The 14,254-nt window shown below is 36.9% G+C and carries 15 protein-coding genes and 6 tRNA genes; 10 read left to right on the forward strand and 11 right to left on the reverse strand.

Annotated features, from left to right (window positions below; all coding sequences use genetic code 11):
• Nucleotides 1–73 precede the first annotated feature (73 nt).
• The 3 genes from uup to rlmKL are packed head-to-tail and all read right to left on the reverse strand — an operon-like array spanning nucleotide 74 to nucleotide 4,462.
• On the reverse strand, nucleotides 74–2,011 hold the full coding sequence (gene uup / locus ESZ36_RS11225) for an ATP-binding cassette ATPase Uup (protein ID WP_146787750.1): 1,938 nt from the start codon (nucleotides 2,009–2,011) through the stop codon (nucleotides 74–76).
• 22 nt (nucleotides 2,012–2,033) lie between these two features.
• Nucleotides 2,034–2,297, reverse strand: a complete 264-nt coding sequence (locus ESZ36_RS11230; RefSeq protein WP_146787753.1) for a glutaredoxin family protein — start codon at nucleotides 2,295–2,297, stop codon at nucleotides 2,034–2,036.
• Nucleotides 2,298–2,314: 17 nt separating this feature from the next.
• The gene (gene rlmKL / locus ESZ36_RS11235) at nucleotides 2,315–4,462 is read right to left on the reverse strand and encodes a bifunctional 23S rRNA (guanine(2069)-N(7))-methyltransferase RlmK/23S rRNA (guanine(2445)-N(2))-methyltransferase RlmL (protein ID WP_146787756.1); all 2,148 of its coding nucleotides are present in this window, start codon (nucleotides 4,460–4,462) and stop codon (nucleotides 2,315–2,317) included.
• A 302-nt stretch (nucleotides 4,463–4,764) separates the two neighbouring features.
• On the opposite strand from rlmKL, the gene ESZ36_RS11240 reads away from it, so the two are divergent.
• The 6 genes from ESZ36_RS11240 to ESZ36_RS11265 all read left to right on the forward strand — a co-directional run bounded on the left by ESZ36_RS11240 (nucleotide 4,765) and on the right by ESZ36_RS11265 (nucleotide 5,756).
• Nucleotides 4,765–4,841: transfer RNA gene (locus ESZ36_RS11240), tRNA-Met, on the forward strand.
• A gap of 144 nt (nucleotides 4,842–4,985) precedes the next feature.
• Nucleotides 4,986–5,062, forward strand: a tRNA-Met gene (locus ESZ36_RS11245).
• A 79-nt stretch (nucleotides 5,063–5,141) separates the two neighbouring features.
• A tRNA-Met gene (locus tag ESZ36_RS11250) sits at nucleotides 5,142–5,218 on the forward strand.
• A 109-nt stretch (nucleotides 5,219–5,327) separates the two neighbouring features.
• A tRNA-Met gene (locus ESZ36_RS11255) sits at nucleotides 5,328–5,404 on the forward strand.
• Between the two features lie 110 nt (nucleotides 5,405–5,514).
• Nucleotides 5,515–5,591, forward strand: a tRNA-Met gene (locus ESZ36_RS11260).
• 88 nt (nucleotides 5,592–5,679) lie between these two features.
• A tRNA-Met gene (locus tag ESZ36_RS11265) sits at nucleotides 5,680–5,756 on the forward strand.
• Between the two features lie 259 nt (nucleotides 5,757–6,015).
• Here ESZ36_RS11265 and ESZ36_RS11270 read toward each other — a convergent pair.
• Nucleotides 6,016–6,555, reverse strand: a complete 540-nt coding sequence (locus tag ESZ36_RS11270; protein WP_146787759.1) for an XRE family transcriptional regulator — start codon at nucleotides 6,553–6,555, stop codon at nucleotides 6,016–6,018.
• 249 nt (nucleotides 6,556–6,804) lie between these two features.
• On the opposite strand from ESZ36_RS11270, the gene ESZ36_RS11275 reads away from it, so the two are divergent.
• A complete protein-coding gene (locus ESZ36_RS11275; RefSeq protein ID WP_101154834.1) occupies nucleotides 6,805–6,993 on the forward strand; it encodes a hypothetical protein in 189 nt (62 codons plus the stop codon).
• Between the two features lie 252 nt (nucleotides 6,994–7,245).
• Nucleotides 7,246–8,196: a DUF808 domain-containing protein gene (locus ESZ36_RS11280; protein ID WP_146787761.1), complete on the forward strand. Its 951-nt coding sequence runs from the start codon at nucleotides 7,246–7,248 to the stop codon at nucleotides 8,194–8,196.
• Nucleotides 8,197–8,271: 75 nt separating this feature from the next.
• Here the strand turns inward: ESZ36_RS11280 and ESZ36_RS11285 are convergent, their stop codons facing one another.
• The 4 genes from ESZ36_RS11285 to ESZ36_RS11300 form a co-directional block, all read right to left on the reverse strand.
• Nucleotides 8,272–8,622: a zinc-binding dehydrogenase gene (locus tag ESZ36_RS11285; RefSeq protein ID WP_146787764.1), complete on the reverse strand. Its 351-nt coding sequence runs from the start codon at nucleotides 8,620–8,622 to the stop codon at nucleotides 8,272–8,274.
• A 6-nt stretch (nucleotides 8,623–8,628) separates the two neighbouring features.
• Nucleotides 8,629–9,261, reverse strand: a complete 633-nt coding sequence (locus ESZ36_RS11290; RefSeq protein WP_146787767.1) for an alcohol dehydrogenase catalytic domain-containing protein — start codon at nucleotides 9,259–9,261, stop codon at nucleotides 8,629–8,631.
• Between the two features lie 145 nt (nucleotides 9,262–9,406).
• On the reverse strand, nucleotides 9,407–9,775 hold the full coding sequence (locus ESZ36_RS11295) for a HopJ type III effector protein (protein WP_146787769.1): 369 nt from the start codon (nucleotides 9,773–9,775) through the stop codon (nucleotides 9,407–9,409).
• Nucleotides 9,775–10,035 (reverse strand): DUF2999 family protein, encoded by a 261-nt coding sequence (locus ESZ36_RS11300; protein ID WP_146787772.1) that lies wholly within the window; start codon nucleotides 10,033–10,035, stop codon nucleotides 9,775–9,777. Before ESZ36_RS11300 ends, ESZ36_RS11295 begins: the two co-directional genes overlap by 1 nt.
• 280 nt (nucleotides 10,036–10,315) lie before the next feature.
• On the opposite strand from ESZ36_RS11300, the gene ESZ36_RS11305 reads away from it, so the two are divergent.
• Complete coding sequence (locus tag ESZ36_RS11305; RefSeq protein WP_146787775.1) at nucleotides 10,316–10,855, forward strand: M48 family metallopeptidase; 540 nt, start codon at nucleotides 10,316–10,318, stop codon at nucleotides 10,853–10,855.
• An 86-nt stretch (nucleotides 10,856–10,941) separates the two neighbouring features.
• Nucleotides 10,942–11,112 (forward strand): hypothetical protein, encoded by a 171-nt coding sequence (locus ESZ36_RS22520; RefSeq protein WP_170235828.1) that lies wholly within the window; start codon nucleotides 10,942–10,944, stop codon nucleotides 11,110–11,112.
• Between the two features lie 118 nt (nucleotides 11,113–11,230).
• On the opposite strand, the gene ESZ36_RS22525 is transcribed toward ESZ36_RS22520, so the two are convergent.
• The 3 genes from ESZ36_RS22525 to ESZ36_RS11315 form a co-directional block, all read right to left on the reverse strand.
• Nucleotides 11,231–11,398: a hypothetical protein gene (locus tag ESZ36_RS22525; protein WP_011044058.1), complete on the reverse strand. Its 168-nt coding sequence runs from the start codon at nucleotides 11,396–11,398 to the stop codon at nucleotides 11,231–11,233.
• 519 nt (nucleotides 11,399–11,917) lie between these two features.
• Nucleotides 11,918–13,090: a vWA domain-containing protein gene (locus ESZ36_RS11310; RefSeq protein WP_146787777.1), complete on the reverse strand. Its 1,173-nt coding sequence runs from the start codon at nucleotides 13,088–13,090 to the stop codon at nucleotides 11,918–11,920.
• A gap of 27 nt (nucleotides 13,091–13,117) precedes the next feature.
• Entirely contained in the window at nucleotides 13,118–13,963 is an 846-nt protein-coding gene (locus ESZ36_RS11315) for an AAA family ATPase (protein ID WP_101154827.1), read from the reverse strand.
• Between the last annotated feature and the right edge of the window lie 291 nt (nucleotides 13,964–14,254).

The following is a 14,254-nucleotide window of genomic DNA, read 5'->3' on the forward strand; positions in this document are numbered from 1 at the left end:
TAAGGTTATCTGCTTAATTCGTTTACGTTAAACGAATTAAAGGCTGTTATTTAGGACTACAATTAGTTTACTACTATTGATCATCGAGTTCTTGCCATCTAGCATAAACGATCTCAAGGTTGGACTCACTTTCTGCCAACTGGTTCAAAACTTTTTGCGTTGTTTTATCATCTTTGCTAAAAAAATCAGCATCATTAACTTGTGCTTGCAGTGAATCAATCAATTTTTCTAATTCATCAATTTTTTCAGGCAACATTTCAAGTTCACGTGCGTCTTTAAATGATAGCTTTTTCTTTTTCACTTTAGGCTCTGTCGAACCGTTGCTTTGAGCAGAAGTAGCGCTGTTTTTAGTCTGCTTTTCTTGATTGCTTTTTTCTTGTACACCTTCTGCCATATTTTGACGCTGTACCTTTTTTAAAGCAAGGTATTCATCTACATCATCATAGCCACCAACAATCTGATTTATCTGCCCTGTACCATCAAAATACAAGCAAGTATTCACACAGTTATTAACAAAATCACGGTCATGGCTCACTAAAAGAACAGTTCCAGCATAATTTGCAACAACCTCTTCCAATAATTCTAATGTCTCGATATCAAGATCGTTCGTTGGTTCATCGAGAATAAGTAAGTTACTAGGACGTAAAAATAATCGTGCAAGTAACAATCTATTTTTCTCTCCACCTGATAAAGCTCTTACCGGAGTACGGGCTCTCTTAGGACTGAACAAGAAGTCTTGTAGATAACCTAATACATGGCGAGAACGACCATTAACCATAACCTCTTGTTTACCTTCACCGACAATTTCTTGCACAGTTAGATTTAAGTCAAGGGCTTCGCGATGCTGATCAAAATAAGCAATATCTAAATTAACACCTGAACGCATTTTTCCGCTCGTTGCTGCTTGCTTTTCCATGATGAGCTTAATTAAGGTTGATTTACCCGTACCATTAGCACCTATTAAGGCTAATCGATCATTACGAGAAATAAGTAGATTGAGGTTTTCAATCACTACATTATCACCAAAGGCTACACTAACATCTTCAGCTTCAAAGACCAGCTTGCCAGAGCGATCACCTTGAGTAATATTCATGGTGCTTTGATTACGCACATCACGACGAGCTGTACGTTCAAGACGAAGTTTTTCTAGCGAGCGAACTCGGCCTTCATTACGGGTACGACGGGCTTTAACCCCTTGACGGATCCATACTTCTTCTTCCGCTAATTTTTTATCAAATAGCGAGTTTTGTTGCTCTTCTACTTGTAAATCATGCTGTTTTTGTTCGATATACAAGTCATAATCACCCGGGTAGCTTTTCAATTTACCGCGGTCTAAATCTAAAATACGGGTAGATAGTCCACGGATAAACGCCCTATCATGGCTAATAAATATTATAGTGCCGGCAAAGTCCTTTAAGAATTGCTCTAGCCATAACACGCTTTCAATGTCTAAATGGTTAGTAGGCTCATCAAGCAATAAGATATCAGGGCTCGTAACAAGCGCTTTAGCCAACGCAACTTTACGTAACCAACCACCAGATAAATCACAAATTCTTGCGTCTGCATCCAATGATAAAGTAGTCATTGCTTGGTCAATGCGCTGTTCATCTAGCCAAGCATTCGCTTTTTCAAGCTCTTCTTGCACGTTTGCTAACTTGTTAAGATTTTTGTCACTTGGATCTTCGCCAATCAAGTGAATTAAGGCGTGATAACGACGGATAAGTTCGGCGTTTTCTTTTACCCCTTCAGCAACGTAATCAAACACTGTGATATCAGATGATTCTGGTGGATCTTGTTCTAACATTGACATTTTCATGGTACTAGACTTTAAAATCTGACCATCGTCTAAACCTTGCAAGTCCATTAATATTTTCATTAAAGTAGACTTACCTGCACCATTACGCCCGACTAAACATATGCGTTCGCCAGTTTGTACACTTAAATCTGCTTTGTTTAAAATCTTATCTTCGCCAAAGGCAAGCTCACCATTGGCTATTCTTAATAATTCCATAATTCCATAATTCTTGTAATTGCTACAGGCTTAGTTGTTCAACTTGCGCTTGGGTAAATGGCCAAAACAGTTTCGTATTTTCACTGCTGTTTTGTGCTAACTTTTCGAGTACGGGAATGTGTACACCATACAACTCGACCAGTGTTTTCGTTTCATGGTCAACATTTTCTTGTTCAATAATATCAACTTGCGTTAACTGCTCAACAGGCAATACCGTTAAACAAATGGCTAACGCTTGTTCACATAAATGACAGCCATCGCTACCATACAAATTATACTTATTCATTATTGCTATCTACTTACTTATGTCGCTGTACGCTTAATAGACCAACTATTATGAATGTGCTTATTACGAGCGAAATCTTTATCACGCGTAACATCAGACATTGCTTCTGCAGTTAGGCCCAATTCAACTAACGCTTCAAAATCTATCTTAAAGTTACGTTTGTTATTAGTGAAAAATATCTCACCACCTCTATTAAGTGATTTTAAAGCATCTGTGATTAAATCAACATGATCTCTTTGTACATCAAAGCTATCTTCCATACGCTTTGAATTAGAAAATGTTGGTGGATCGATAAATATTATGTCAAATTTATTAACATTCTTTTTCAACCAATCTAAACAGTCTGCTTGAATAAATTGATATTTATGACCGTTCAACTTATTTAAAGCAAAGTTATCTTCTGCCCAATTTAAATAAGTATTAGACATATCAACGGTAGTAATCGAAGCTGCGCCTTGTACCGCAGCTTGTACTGATACCGATCCCGTGTAGGCAAATAAATTAAGTAATGATTTACCTTGAGATTTCTTCGCAACTATTTGACGCGTTTTTCGGTGATCTAAAAACAAGCCTGTATCGAGGTAATCCCATAAGTTAATTTTAAACAAGGCGCCATGTTCATTAATAGTCAGCGATTGTTTCGTTTTTTCTAATCGTTCATATTGATTAGCGCCTCTTTGCTTAGCGCGCGTTTTCAAAATCACTTTATCTCTTGGAATATCTAATACCTTCGGCGCCCAATAAATAACTTCTTGCAGACGTTTTTGCGCTTTATCTTCTTCAATAGTTTTTGGCGCGGCGTACTCTTGTATCACTAAGTACTCACCGTAAAGATCAATGGCAACATTATATTCTGGAATATCACCATCATATAAACGGTATGCTTCAATTTTATTTGATTTCAACCAGCCCTTTAAATTTTTACGATTTTTCTTTAAACGGTTAGCAAACGCGCTATCTTCTTCAGCAAAGTCAGATTGCGGATTTAACACATCTTTTGCCGTTTGCTTTGCATCAAGATTATATAAAGCTAATTGACAATCTAACGGACCATTTTTAAATTTGTAACGCTTAAAACTCGACAGTTTCAACATAGAAAGCAAATCAACATTCGCCGTTAATATGGCAATACGCCAATCTTTAAACTGTGTTTTAAGTTTTTGACCGAATAAAACGAAGTTTTCTACTAACTCAGGTAATTCACCAATACGTTCACCATAAGGAGGGTTAAATAAAATGGTACCCGGCTGTCCAAAGGTATTATCCATGTCATTGGTGTTTTTACAGGTATACTCAATATATTGGTGTAATTGTGCATTACGGGCATTTTGTTGCGCCGTTCTTATTACACGTTCATCTATATCGATACCAAAGACTTTCACTTTGAGGTTAGACATATTTTCTTCAGAGCTGTCTATCGCTAGCGTTAGTTGTTTTTGCCAAACAGCGTCATCATGAGATAACCAAGACTCAAAACCCCACGATTGTCGGTTAATAGCAGGTGCTTGCTTAGCTGCCATTGAAACCGCTTCAATCAAAATAGTGCCGGAACCACACATAGGATCAACCAATGGCTTGCTGGTATCATTTAACCAACCCGAACGTATTATCAATGCTGCGGCTAAGTTTTCTTTTAAAGGTGCTGCACCGCTGTGCTCACGATAGCCACGTTGGAATAAACCTCGGCCGGAAAAATCAAGAAAAATGGTAACATTATCTCTTAGCAAGCGAGCCTGAAAACTGATTTGTGGTGCTTTTTTATCAACATTAGGGCGTTCAAAGCCTTGTTCTCTAAATTGATCAACTATCGCATCTTTAATCGTTAAGCCACCAAACTGACTATTACGTATCTCTTCACTGTAACCAACAAAGTCGATGGCAAAGGTAGTCGTTGAGTTAAAGATATCTGGCCAGTTAATACTACTAGCGGCTTTGAACAACTCATCTTTATCTTTCGATTCGCCTTCACCTATTTTGAGCATGATACGAGTAGCAAGACGAGTCCAAAGAGATATTTTATATCCCAAAGCTAAAGAAGCTTGAAAATAAACGCCTTCTGGTTTTTGTATAACGTTAAATGCGCCGAGGCTTTTTATTTCATCGAACAGTAAAACTTCAATCCCTGGAGAGGTTAAAGCTAAAAATTGTTGCGTGGATTCTTTCATGGTGACTTTCCGGAGTAAGCAGCAGAGTAAACTATGGGCGCGATTATATACACAAACGCAAAGCACATAAACAAAAGTTAACTTTAACTGTCCGAAACTGCCTGATTTTCACACGTAACGAATAACATTTATGCTAACGGTGTTTTTTTTATAAAAGCGCTTGCTTTATCGATGCTCTATCCTTACTATACGCATCGCTTTCAGGGAGTAACCTTTCTGAAAGAATCTTCTCGCAATAAGAAGTAAAATATTGTGGCTTGTTTAAGTAATCTCTAGCAATAGTAATATTTAAACCATTCGGACGCGGGATGGAGCAGCCTGGTAGCTCGTCGGGCTCATAACCCGAAGGTCGTCAGTTCAAATCTGGCTCCCGCAACCAACTTCGCTAAAGTATAAATAGCAGGTCGTCAGTTCCCTCTTCATAAGATAGGGCTCCAACAACCAATTCTCTGATAATAGAATTAAAACAATTATTGGCTTGTTTAAGTATTTTCTAGCGATAGTGATATTTAAACCATTCGGACGCGGGATGGAGCAGCCTGGTAGCTCGTCGGTCTCATAACCCGAAGGTCGTCAGTTCAAATCTGGCTCCCGCAACCAATTCTCTGATAATAGAATTAAAACAATTATTGGCTTGTTTAAGTGTTTTCTAGCAATAGTGATATTTAAACCATTCGGACGCGGGATGGAGCAGCCTGGTAGCTCGTCGGGCTCATAACCCGAAGGTCGTCAGTTCAAATCTGGCTCCCGCAACCAACTTGTTTCTTTAAAGAGATAAGTATAAAAAGTAAATTCTTAAGTTTGAATTAAAACAACTTGGCTTGTTTAAGTACTTCTAGCAATAGTGATATTTAAACCATTCGGACGCGGGATGGAGCAGCCTGGTAGCTCGTCGGGCTCATAACCCGAAGGTCGTCAGTTCAAATCTGGCTCCCGCAACCAACTTGTTTCTTTAAAAAGATAAGTATAAAAAGTAAATTCTTAAGTTTGAATTAAAACAACTTGGCTTGTTTAAGTATTTTCTAGTAATAGTAATATTTAAACCATTCGGACGCGGGATGGAGCAGCCTGGTAGCTCGTCGGGCTCATAACCCGAAGGTCGTCAGTTCAAATCTGGCTCCCGCAACCAACTTGTTTGTTAAAAGATAAGTATAAAAATTATTCTTAAGTTTGAATTAAAATAACTTGGCTTCCTACTTTATTGTAGGTCATTCGGACGCGGGATGGAGCAGCCTGGTAGCTCGTCGGGCTCATAACCCGAAGGTCGTCAGTTCAAATCTGGCTCCCGCAACCAATCTAAATATTTCTAATAAATCACTCGCTATAACCCTCCTAGCGGTTATAAATAAATCGATAAAATTTATCATACCTGTTTAAAATCTGGCACCCGCAAGACATTCAATATCTATCTTCAAATAAAATCTAGATTCAATCCCTCACTCTAGTACTCATTAATTACCGAAAATTAACACTGTCTGTTGAAAGCTCAATATCCATAACCAATTCAATATAAACTCCCCTTTTAAAAATTCCAAAGTGATTACTTCGATTAACTAAGCCATAAAGACCACCGCAACAGCATTTACCTGTTTCGAACTTTTATTGCCATAACAGTGAGGAAGATGACCATGGAAATAAATTAAGTTACCAGCCTCCACCATGTACTCTTCTCCTTGTACTTCAACACAAGCAATCCCTTCCAAACACAAAAACAACTCATGACTACCTTCTGGGTGTGGCACCCCTTTGCTATAACAATTCGGCTTCATACTAATATCATTTATTTGTAATTTCTGCGTACTAATAGGACTCGTTCGGGTGCTAGAAAATTTACCATCATCTAATTGAATCACCGGCATATCTTTACGAGATACCTCGGTAACATGCGCTGATTGCCGACTGATTAAATCATCAACTGAGACACCCAATGCTTGTGCTACTTTAACAACCAAGGTGATGCTTGGATTTGATTGTTCACTTTCCATATTAGCCAATGTTGCTCGTGGGATATCAGCCATATCAGCTAACTTAGTTTGCGTTAGTTTATGCTGAGCACGTAACCTTTTTATACCTTCACTAATGGGGTTGATCACTAGTTATCTCCATAATTCTGCGTATTGATTTACCACGATGTGAAAGACTTAATCAAGTAAGTCAAACAGTTATATTTAGGACTACAAAATATCAACATATTGCCACCCTTTATTCTATTATTAAAACATATTGTTAATTTATTGTCATTTATAGTGTATCTGCTCTAGACACTGTCGAAATTTTCATTACAATCTAGCCATCTTATCAATCTTGATAATTTCACTCATCAAAATGTCCTGGAGAATAATATGAATGTTGACCAACATATCAAAGTAGCACAATGGCACTTAGAGCAAGCTCGTTTACATAACGTTAGCGCTCACACTTGTGGCTGTCCTGCTAACAAGCATGACCAACGCGCAATCGACGCAGTTGAAGCTGGCTTAATCATTGAAGAGAAAGCGTGTACTTTAGAAGCTAAAGAAGCGCGCGTTTAAGCTGAAGTTTAAAGCCAATTGAATAGTAAAAACCGATAAATTTTTTTATCGGTTTTTTTATACCCTTCGACATTGAATCTGCCTATATCTCTCTTAATACCCTCTCTAACAATCAATTAATAACTCATTAATAATCAATACTATCCTTTAATTATTGTCATTGAGTATTTATCATTGAATAATCCCGTTAAGATAAATATAGTGTTTACTTAGCACTGATAATTTACACAAAAAAAATTTACAAGGATTTCTATGGCTGGTGCAAGTTTACTAACCCTATTGGATGATATTGCCATGCTACTTGATGATGTAGCTGTTTTATCAAAAGTTGCCGCTAAAAAAACCGCAGGAGTTCTCGGTGATGATTTGGCTGTAAATGCTGAGCAACTTTCTGGCGGCTTAAAAGCAGACCGAGAGCTACCCGTCGTTTGGGCTGTTTTTAAAGGCTCTATGCTTAATAAAGCCATTTTAGTACCCATTGCTTTATTACTGAGTTACTTTCTACCTATCGTAATAATGCCTTTGTTAATGCTCGGTGGTGCTTATTTGTGTTACGAAGGTTTTGAGAAAGTGTGGCATAAGTTTTCCCATAAAGAAGAGCAGAAAGAGCAACATGAAGAACTAGTAACTGCACTGCAAGATGAAAATATAGATATTACCCTTTATGAAAAAGATAAGATCAAAGGTGCTATCCGAACTGACTTTATTCTCTCAGCAGAAATTATAATTATTGCATTAGGAACTGTCGCAGACAAACCGATAACAACTCAAATATCAGTCTTAATTTTTATTGCTATTTTGATGACAATCGGAGTTTACGGCTTAGTGGCGGGTATTGTAAAAATTGATGATGGTGGTCTTTTACTGATTCAAGATAAGTCTGTAAACCTTTGGGCAAAAGCAAAACGTTCTTTAGGTTATTTTATGATTTCTTTTGCGCCGAAATTAATGAAGTTTTTAGCTTTTGCAGGCACTATCGCTATGTGGTTAGTCGGTGGCTCACTTATTACTCATGGCGTACCGGCGTTTCATCACACTATTGAATCCGCAACACACTTTGCAAGTAACCTTCCTGTTTTTTCAGGAATATTAGTTTTGCTTACGCCACTGTTAATCGACTTATTCGTTGGCTTTACTTTAGGTGCCCTACTGGTATTTATCTCTTTAGCTATTATGAAAGTAGCTAAAAAAATAAACAATTAATGGTATAAAATTAGTGGTTAGTTAATGCTTGATAAGCGCTTAACTAACCCTTAGCTTTATGCCACTAATTAAGAATTAGCTAACGAGTAAAACTAATTTACCAACATTCTTATTATTTGCCATTTTTTCATGGGCCTGCTCAACTTGATCCCATGGATAAACCGAGTCAATGATCGGTTGAATTCGACCATCAACTAAGTCCGCATAGAAATCATTAATGAAACTAGCAACGAGCTGAACTTTATAGTCCTCACTGCGATTACGTAACGTTGAAGCAGATAACGTTAATCTTTTTGCCAACAGCTTTGCTATGTCAACTTGCGAGCAATATCGTCCACCTAACATTGATAAAGTAACTATGTGTCCATCAAGCGCCGAAACATTAATGTTTTTAGCTAAATACTCACCACTAACAACATCAATAATGACATCTTAACCTGAAGGTATATTTTTTTTAGACCAAGAAACAAAATCCGTATCTTGGTAATTTATAGCACAATCAGCGCCAAGAGCTAGGCACGCTTTCGCTTTAGATTCACTACCCACAGTGACCGTAACATGACATTGCTTCGCTTTAGCAAGTTGTATGGCAGCACTACCCACACCGCTCGCGCCCGCATGTATAAGCACCTTACTTTTATCCGCTAACTTAGCAATACTGAATAAACTTTGATAAGCAGTTAAAAACACTTCCGCACAAGCTGCTCCTTGTTCAAAAGTAAATTGCTCGGGTAAACAAAATAGTTGCCCTGCTTTTACTTTGACATATTGCGCATATCCGCCACCTGCAACTAAAGCGAAAACTTTATCACTTACCTGCCATGGCTTTGCTAAATGATTATCGGAAACCGCCTCTCCACATCGTACAATTTCACCCGAAACTTCCAAACCAAGGATTGGTGACTCTCCCGCAGGAGCTGGGTATTTGCCAGCGCGTTGCAATAAATCGGCTCGATTAATTCCTATAGCGTGAACTTTAATCAAGCACTCATCCGCCGCCAGTTCAGGCATGTCGGTTTGACTAAACACTAATGATTGCTGGTTATCAACATGGATATATTTCAAAGAGATCACCTTACGTTAGGCTTTATTGGTTAAAGCTAGAGAGGAATTACGCTAAATAATAGTTAAGCTAGTGTAGAAATTAATAAAGTGCATAAACTTATACACTTTATCTAATAACTTTAGTTAATAAGCTTAACTTGGGGGGTTAAGCTAGTGGCGTTAAAGCAACAGAGTTGAACTCGACCTTGCTCCAACCACTTTGCATAAAGTTACGAATATTACCGTGGTCATTGCCTTGTGGATTATTTACCACGTCTTCACGATAGAAACGGCCGAAACAAGCTAACGTTTGTTGTTCAGTTAACTGATTAAGTTTGGCAAAATAAAATATCTTGCATGAACCTTCATTCGTGCCAGCTTCATTAAGTAAATCACCATTATTGAACGTTGCAGGTAGATAACGGTAGTTTTCACTAATAATTTGCATTACTTGTTCAAAGCTTACTTGTTCGGCATTTAAATCTAACTGGTTGATAAAATCAGCTACAGTCATATTTACTTCTTGAGTACTCATTAAACATCACCTGTTTTTAATCTAGCTTTTGCTTCCTCGACTTTAGAAAAGTCTAAACCTAGTTCATTAACCGCTTGCTCAATAAGGCTAGGGTCTGCCATGACTAAACTCATAATAGCTTGTAGTTTCTCTGGTGGAATACCAAGTTGTGTAATGAATGCCATTGCCATCATAGGGTTTTCAGTGAGCGCCTGAAACATCTCACTAATTTTTTCATCACTGATATTTAATTCTTTTAAAATTTGAATAATCGGGTTCATTAATTGTCTCTATTTAATATTAGGTATAGCGTTAGTAATAATCAGGCTGGTTTCACAAATATAGCCCTATGCGTCATGCAGATTATAATATCAAATTATAAAGAACTTTACAGACAGCAGCCCATTAATAAATAAAATATCTAATTAACTCACTACACTATTGGAAAAGAAAAAGTATAATAGCGCTGAATTAACGCAGACAAAACACACAATAACTGAGCCATTACTAAATTAATGATGCTCATATAACGCAAACGTTCCTAACTATCTATCATAATTTATGCCATCAAAATTTAAAAATGCAGAGTTTGAGTCTCCTAAATTAAAGTATTTATCTGCTTACTCAGCACAAATACAAATGCAAGTTCAGCAAATGCTCGAACAAAAAAATTTAGAGAAGTATTTATTAAACAAATACCCAACGGTCCATGAGGTAACTAACGACAAAGCCCTACGTGGTTATGTTATGTCACTAAAGAACCAGTATTTGAAAAAGTCATCCCCTTTAAGTCAGATAAAATATGACGATAAAATTCATATCATTAATAATGCTTTAGGCCTGCACACATATGTATCTCGCGTACAAGGCAACAAGCTTAAAAGTAAAAATGAGATACGTATAGGTAGCCTATTTAAAAAGGCCCCTGAAGCTTTCTTAGCCATGATAGTAGTGCACGAATTAGCACATCTAAAAGAAAAGGAGCATAACAAGCCGTTTTATAAGTTATGTCAAAGCATGCTGCCCGATTATCATCAATTAGAGCTAGACTTACGCATTTACCTTACCCAAGTTGAAATGATTGGAGATATTTACACCTAAGACCAATTAAGTCGCTACTTTCCACTTATTTGCTCAAGTAATTTTATATAAACTACTGAGCTACAACCAAAAAATATAATACTAATATGTCTGAAACTAAAATTAAATTTGAACTCGAAAAAGAAAACAAGAACAGTGTTCGCTATAAAGAAATCCCCAAGGATGGCATGCCACCAATTTTAGGCTCTATTTACGTTCAAAAGTGGTATGCAGGTAATAGCAAATATCTAGAAGTGACTGTTAATAAAGTGGATTAATACATTTTTATTTAAACTGTTACCACGTTAAAAGCAAAAAACCAGAATACCTTATAAAGGTAATTCTGGTTTTTTTGGGTTAACCGATAGTTAAACTAACGGTTATGATTTCTGCTTGTTATGCTTGATATAACATAGCTAGAAAATCTTTAGACTCATTCAACTGGCTAAATTTAAACAATTTTGAACCTGCTTGGTCTTTAACAACAACATTTAATTTGTTGATTGAAATAGACTTTACTGGTGCTTCAATAGCGTAAATCTTACCTTGATAAGTATAAGACATAATATAACTACTTTAATTGCGTAAAACGCAACATTAAAAAGCCCATAACTGCATATACATAATTGATAATAATACGATGAACTAACCGAAAATGACTCGGGATCTCATGCAGCAAAAAGCTTTAATTTAATAACTTTTTATTAAGGTGTTGGCTGACTGTGAAAGGGAAAGACAAAACACGAAAAAATCACTGGGGATTAACACCAATTAGATGAGGAAGGCTAATTGATGTTGGGCAATATACTGGGCTTTGTTGATAAAGTAAACATTTATTTTATTAAACACTAAATTATCGCTAAAGCATAATGAAAATGTTGTAAAGAAATAGTTATGATTCTGCGTCAAAACTCGCTTCAGCAATTCATCTGAATGCAATGAACCTCAACCTCAATTAACTTAGACACATAATGTCGTAAATCGCTATTCCTTCACTCCTTTCCCCTCCAGATAATAACTAGGGCCCTTCTCAATGCTCCTAGTTATCTCCTTACAATCGTATAGTCTGAGACGTTATACGACTTATAGTAGTGCCTTTATACCTTGAGTTAACCCTTCAACCGTTAAAGGATACATTTTATTAGCAACAATGCTTTTCATAATATCGATGGAACTATAATATGACCACTGCCTTTCCTCTTGTGGGTTTAACCAAATACTCTTATCGAAATGGCTTAATAACCTTTTCATCCAAACACTGCCAGGCTCTTCATTCCAGTGCTCTACACTACCGCCAGGATAAGTAATCTCATAAGGTCCCATCGTCGCATCCCCAATGAAAATCACTTTATAGTCACTACCATAAGTATGAATGACTTTATGAATATCAACGGGTTCACTGGTTCGACGGTTATTGTCTCGCCATACATGCTCATAAACACAATTATGAAAGTAAAAGAATTCTAAATGCTTAAATTCAGTGTGCACCGCTGAAAACAGTTGTTCACACACCTTAATATGATCATCCATGGAACCACCAACATCAAAAAACATCAGTAATTTAATGGCATTGTGTCGCTCAGGTTTCATCTTAATATCAAGATAACCCGCATTACGAGCGGTAGCAGATATCGTATCATCAAGTGCCAATACATCACTGGCACCAGTACGCGCAAATTTTCGAAGCTTGCGCAGGGCAACTTTGATGTTTCGTGTGCCAATTTCAACGTTATCATCTAGATTTCGATATTGACGCTTATCCCACACTTTTACGGCTTGGCGATGTCGAGAGTTTTCTTGACCCACTCTTACACCTTCTGGGTTGTAACCATTTGCACCAAATGGCGATGTACCACCCGTGCCAATCCACTTATTACCCCCTTCATGGCGTTCTTCCTGCTCTTTCAAGCGTTCAGCCAAGGTTTCCATTAATTTGTCTAAACCGCCCATGGCTGAAATCTTTGCTTTTTCTTCATCAGAAAGCATTTTTTCAAAATGTTTCTTTAGCCAATCTTCAGGTATTGCCGACAAATCAAGTTCAATGGTTGATACGCCTTTAAAATAGTCCGCAAAAGCACGATCAAATTTATCAAAATAACTTTCGTCTTTTACCAGAACTGCGCGGCTAACGACATAAAAATCATCAATATTAGCAAACACTACGTGCTGCTCTAATACGCGAATCAAGTCTAATAATTCACGTATGGTACAAGGCACTTTGTAGTCTCGTAATTTACAAAAAAAATCAATTAACATATGACTTTTGACCTCTGGTGATTCTATTTATCGATGAGAGCGATGCATAAAAGCAAGCTTTTCAAACAAATGTACATCTTGCTCATTTTTCAATAAAGCGCCATGTAAAGGCGGGATCACTTTTTTGGTGCGAGTTTCTTGTAAAACGTCAATATCGATATCTTCAGCTAACAGTAACTTTAACCAATCAATCAATTCCGAAGTTGAAGGTTTCTTTTTAAGACCCGGTATTTCGCGAAGATCAAAAAATAGCGCTAACGCTTCATCAAGCAGTTTTTGTTTGATGTTAGGAAAATGCACATCAACAATAGCTTTCATTTCTTCTGCTTCAGGAAAACTAATGTAATGAAAGAAACAACGACGCAAAAAGGCATCAGGCAACTCTTTCTCATTATTTGAGGTGATAATAATAATGGGTCTTTGCTTAGCAACAACTTTCTCTTGCGTTTCATAAACAAAAAATTCCATTTTATCGAGTTCTAATAACAGATCATTAGGAAATTCAATATCAGCCTTATCTATTTCATCAATTAATAAAACCGGTCTTTGATCAGCCGTAAAAGCATGCCACAGTTTTCCTTTTACTATGTAGTTACTTATATCATGAACTTTTTCATCGCCTAGCTGACTATCCCTAAGACGTGATACCGCATCATATTCATATAACCCTTGCTGAGCTTTAGTGGTTGATTTGATATGCCAAGGAATTAACTCTGTCCCTAAACTCAATGCTAACTCTTCCGCAAGCATAGTTTTCCCAGTGCCCGGCTCACCCTTAATTAGCAAAGGTCGTTCGAGTGTAATTGCCGCATTGACAGCAAGTTGCAGTGCTTTAGAGGCAATATAGTTACCCGTGCCATTAAATGATTTCATGTTTTTCCCACTTATTGTTTACAAATTAAACTAAGGTATTGATTAGATATGCCATTTCATGTGACCAAATAGAAAAATGACACTTAATATATTTATATGATGCTAACTTTAACCTGTTAGTAACAATTTTCCACAGGATTTAAAAAATAGTTGAAATAAGCAGGAGATATATACTCGTTAGCAATCAAGGTACATGTTGTAGAGTGCTTTGAATGATAGCAATAATACGATTAATACCGAGCAGAAAAATAAACTAACAATAATTAGACAGACTAGATCAAGAAACCTGTA

This window comes from Colwellia demingiae (genome assembly GCF_007954275.1).
GTDB classification, from domain to species: Bacteria; Pseudomonadota; Gammaproteobacteria; order Enterobacterales; family Alteromonadaceae; genus Colwellia; species Colwellia demingiae.

What these genes read in the sequence shown, in the direction of transcription:
- ESZ36_RS22525 (WP_011044058.1), bottom strand. Translation starts at nt 11,398, where the DNA reads ATGTCTTATACTTATCAAGGTAAGATTTACGCTATTGAAGCACCAGTA.
- ESZ36_RS11310 (WP_146787777.1), bottom strand. Translation starts at nt 13,090, where the DNA reads ATGTTAATTGATTTTTTTTGTAAATTACGAGACTACAAAGTGCCTTGT.
- ESZ36_RS11275 (WP_101154834.1), top strand. Translation starts at nt 6,805, where the DNA reads ATGAATGTTGACCAACATATCAAAGTAGCACAATGGCACTTAGAGCAA.
- rlmKL (WP_146787756.1), bottom strand. Translation starts at nt 4,462, where the DNA reads ATGAAAGAATCCACGCAACAATTTTTAGCTTTAACCTCTCCAGGGATT.
- uup (WP_146787750.1), bottom strand. Translation starts at nt 2,011, where the DNA reads ATGGAATTATTAAGAATAGCCAATGGTGAGCTTGCCTTTGGCGAAGAT.
- ESZ36_RS11280 (WP_146787761.1), top strand. Translation starts at nt 7,246, where the DNA reads ATGGCTGGTGCAAGTTTACTAACCCTATTGGATGATATTGCCATGCTA.
- ESZ36_RS11300 (WP_146787772.1), bottom strand. Translation starts at nt 10,035, where the DNA reads ATGAACCCGATTATTCAAATTTTAAAAGAATTAAATATCAGTGATGAA.
- ESZ36_RS11230 (WP_146787753.1), bottom strand. Translation starts at nt 2,297, where the DNA reads ATGAATAAGTATAATTTGTATGGTAGCGATGGCTGTCATTTATGTGAA.
- ESZ36_RS11305 (WP_146787775.1), top strand. Translation starts at nt 10,316, where the DNA reads ATGCCATCAAAATTTAAAAATGCAGAGTTTGAGTCTCCTAAATTAAAG.
- ESZ36_RS11315 (WP_101154827.1), bottom strand. Translation starts at nt 13,963, where the DNA reads ATGAAATCATTTAATGGCACGGGTAACTATATTGCCTCTAAAGCACTG.
- ESZ36_RS22520 (WP_170235828.1), top strand. Translation starts at nt 10,942, where the DNA reads ATGTCTGAAACTAAAATTAAATTTGAACTCGAAAAAGAAAACAAGAAC.
- ESZ36_RS11295 (WP_146787769.1), bottom strand. Translation starts at nt 9,775, where the DNA reads ATGAGTACTCAAGAAGTAAATATGACTGTAGCTGATTTTATCAACCAG.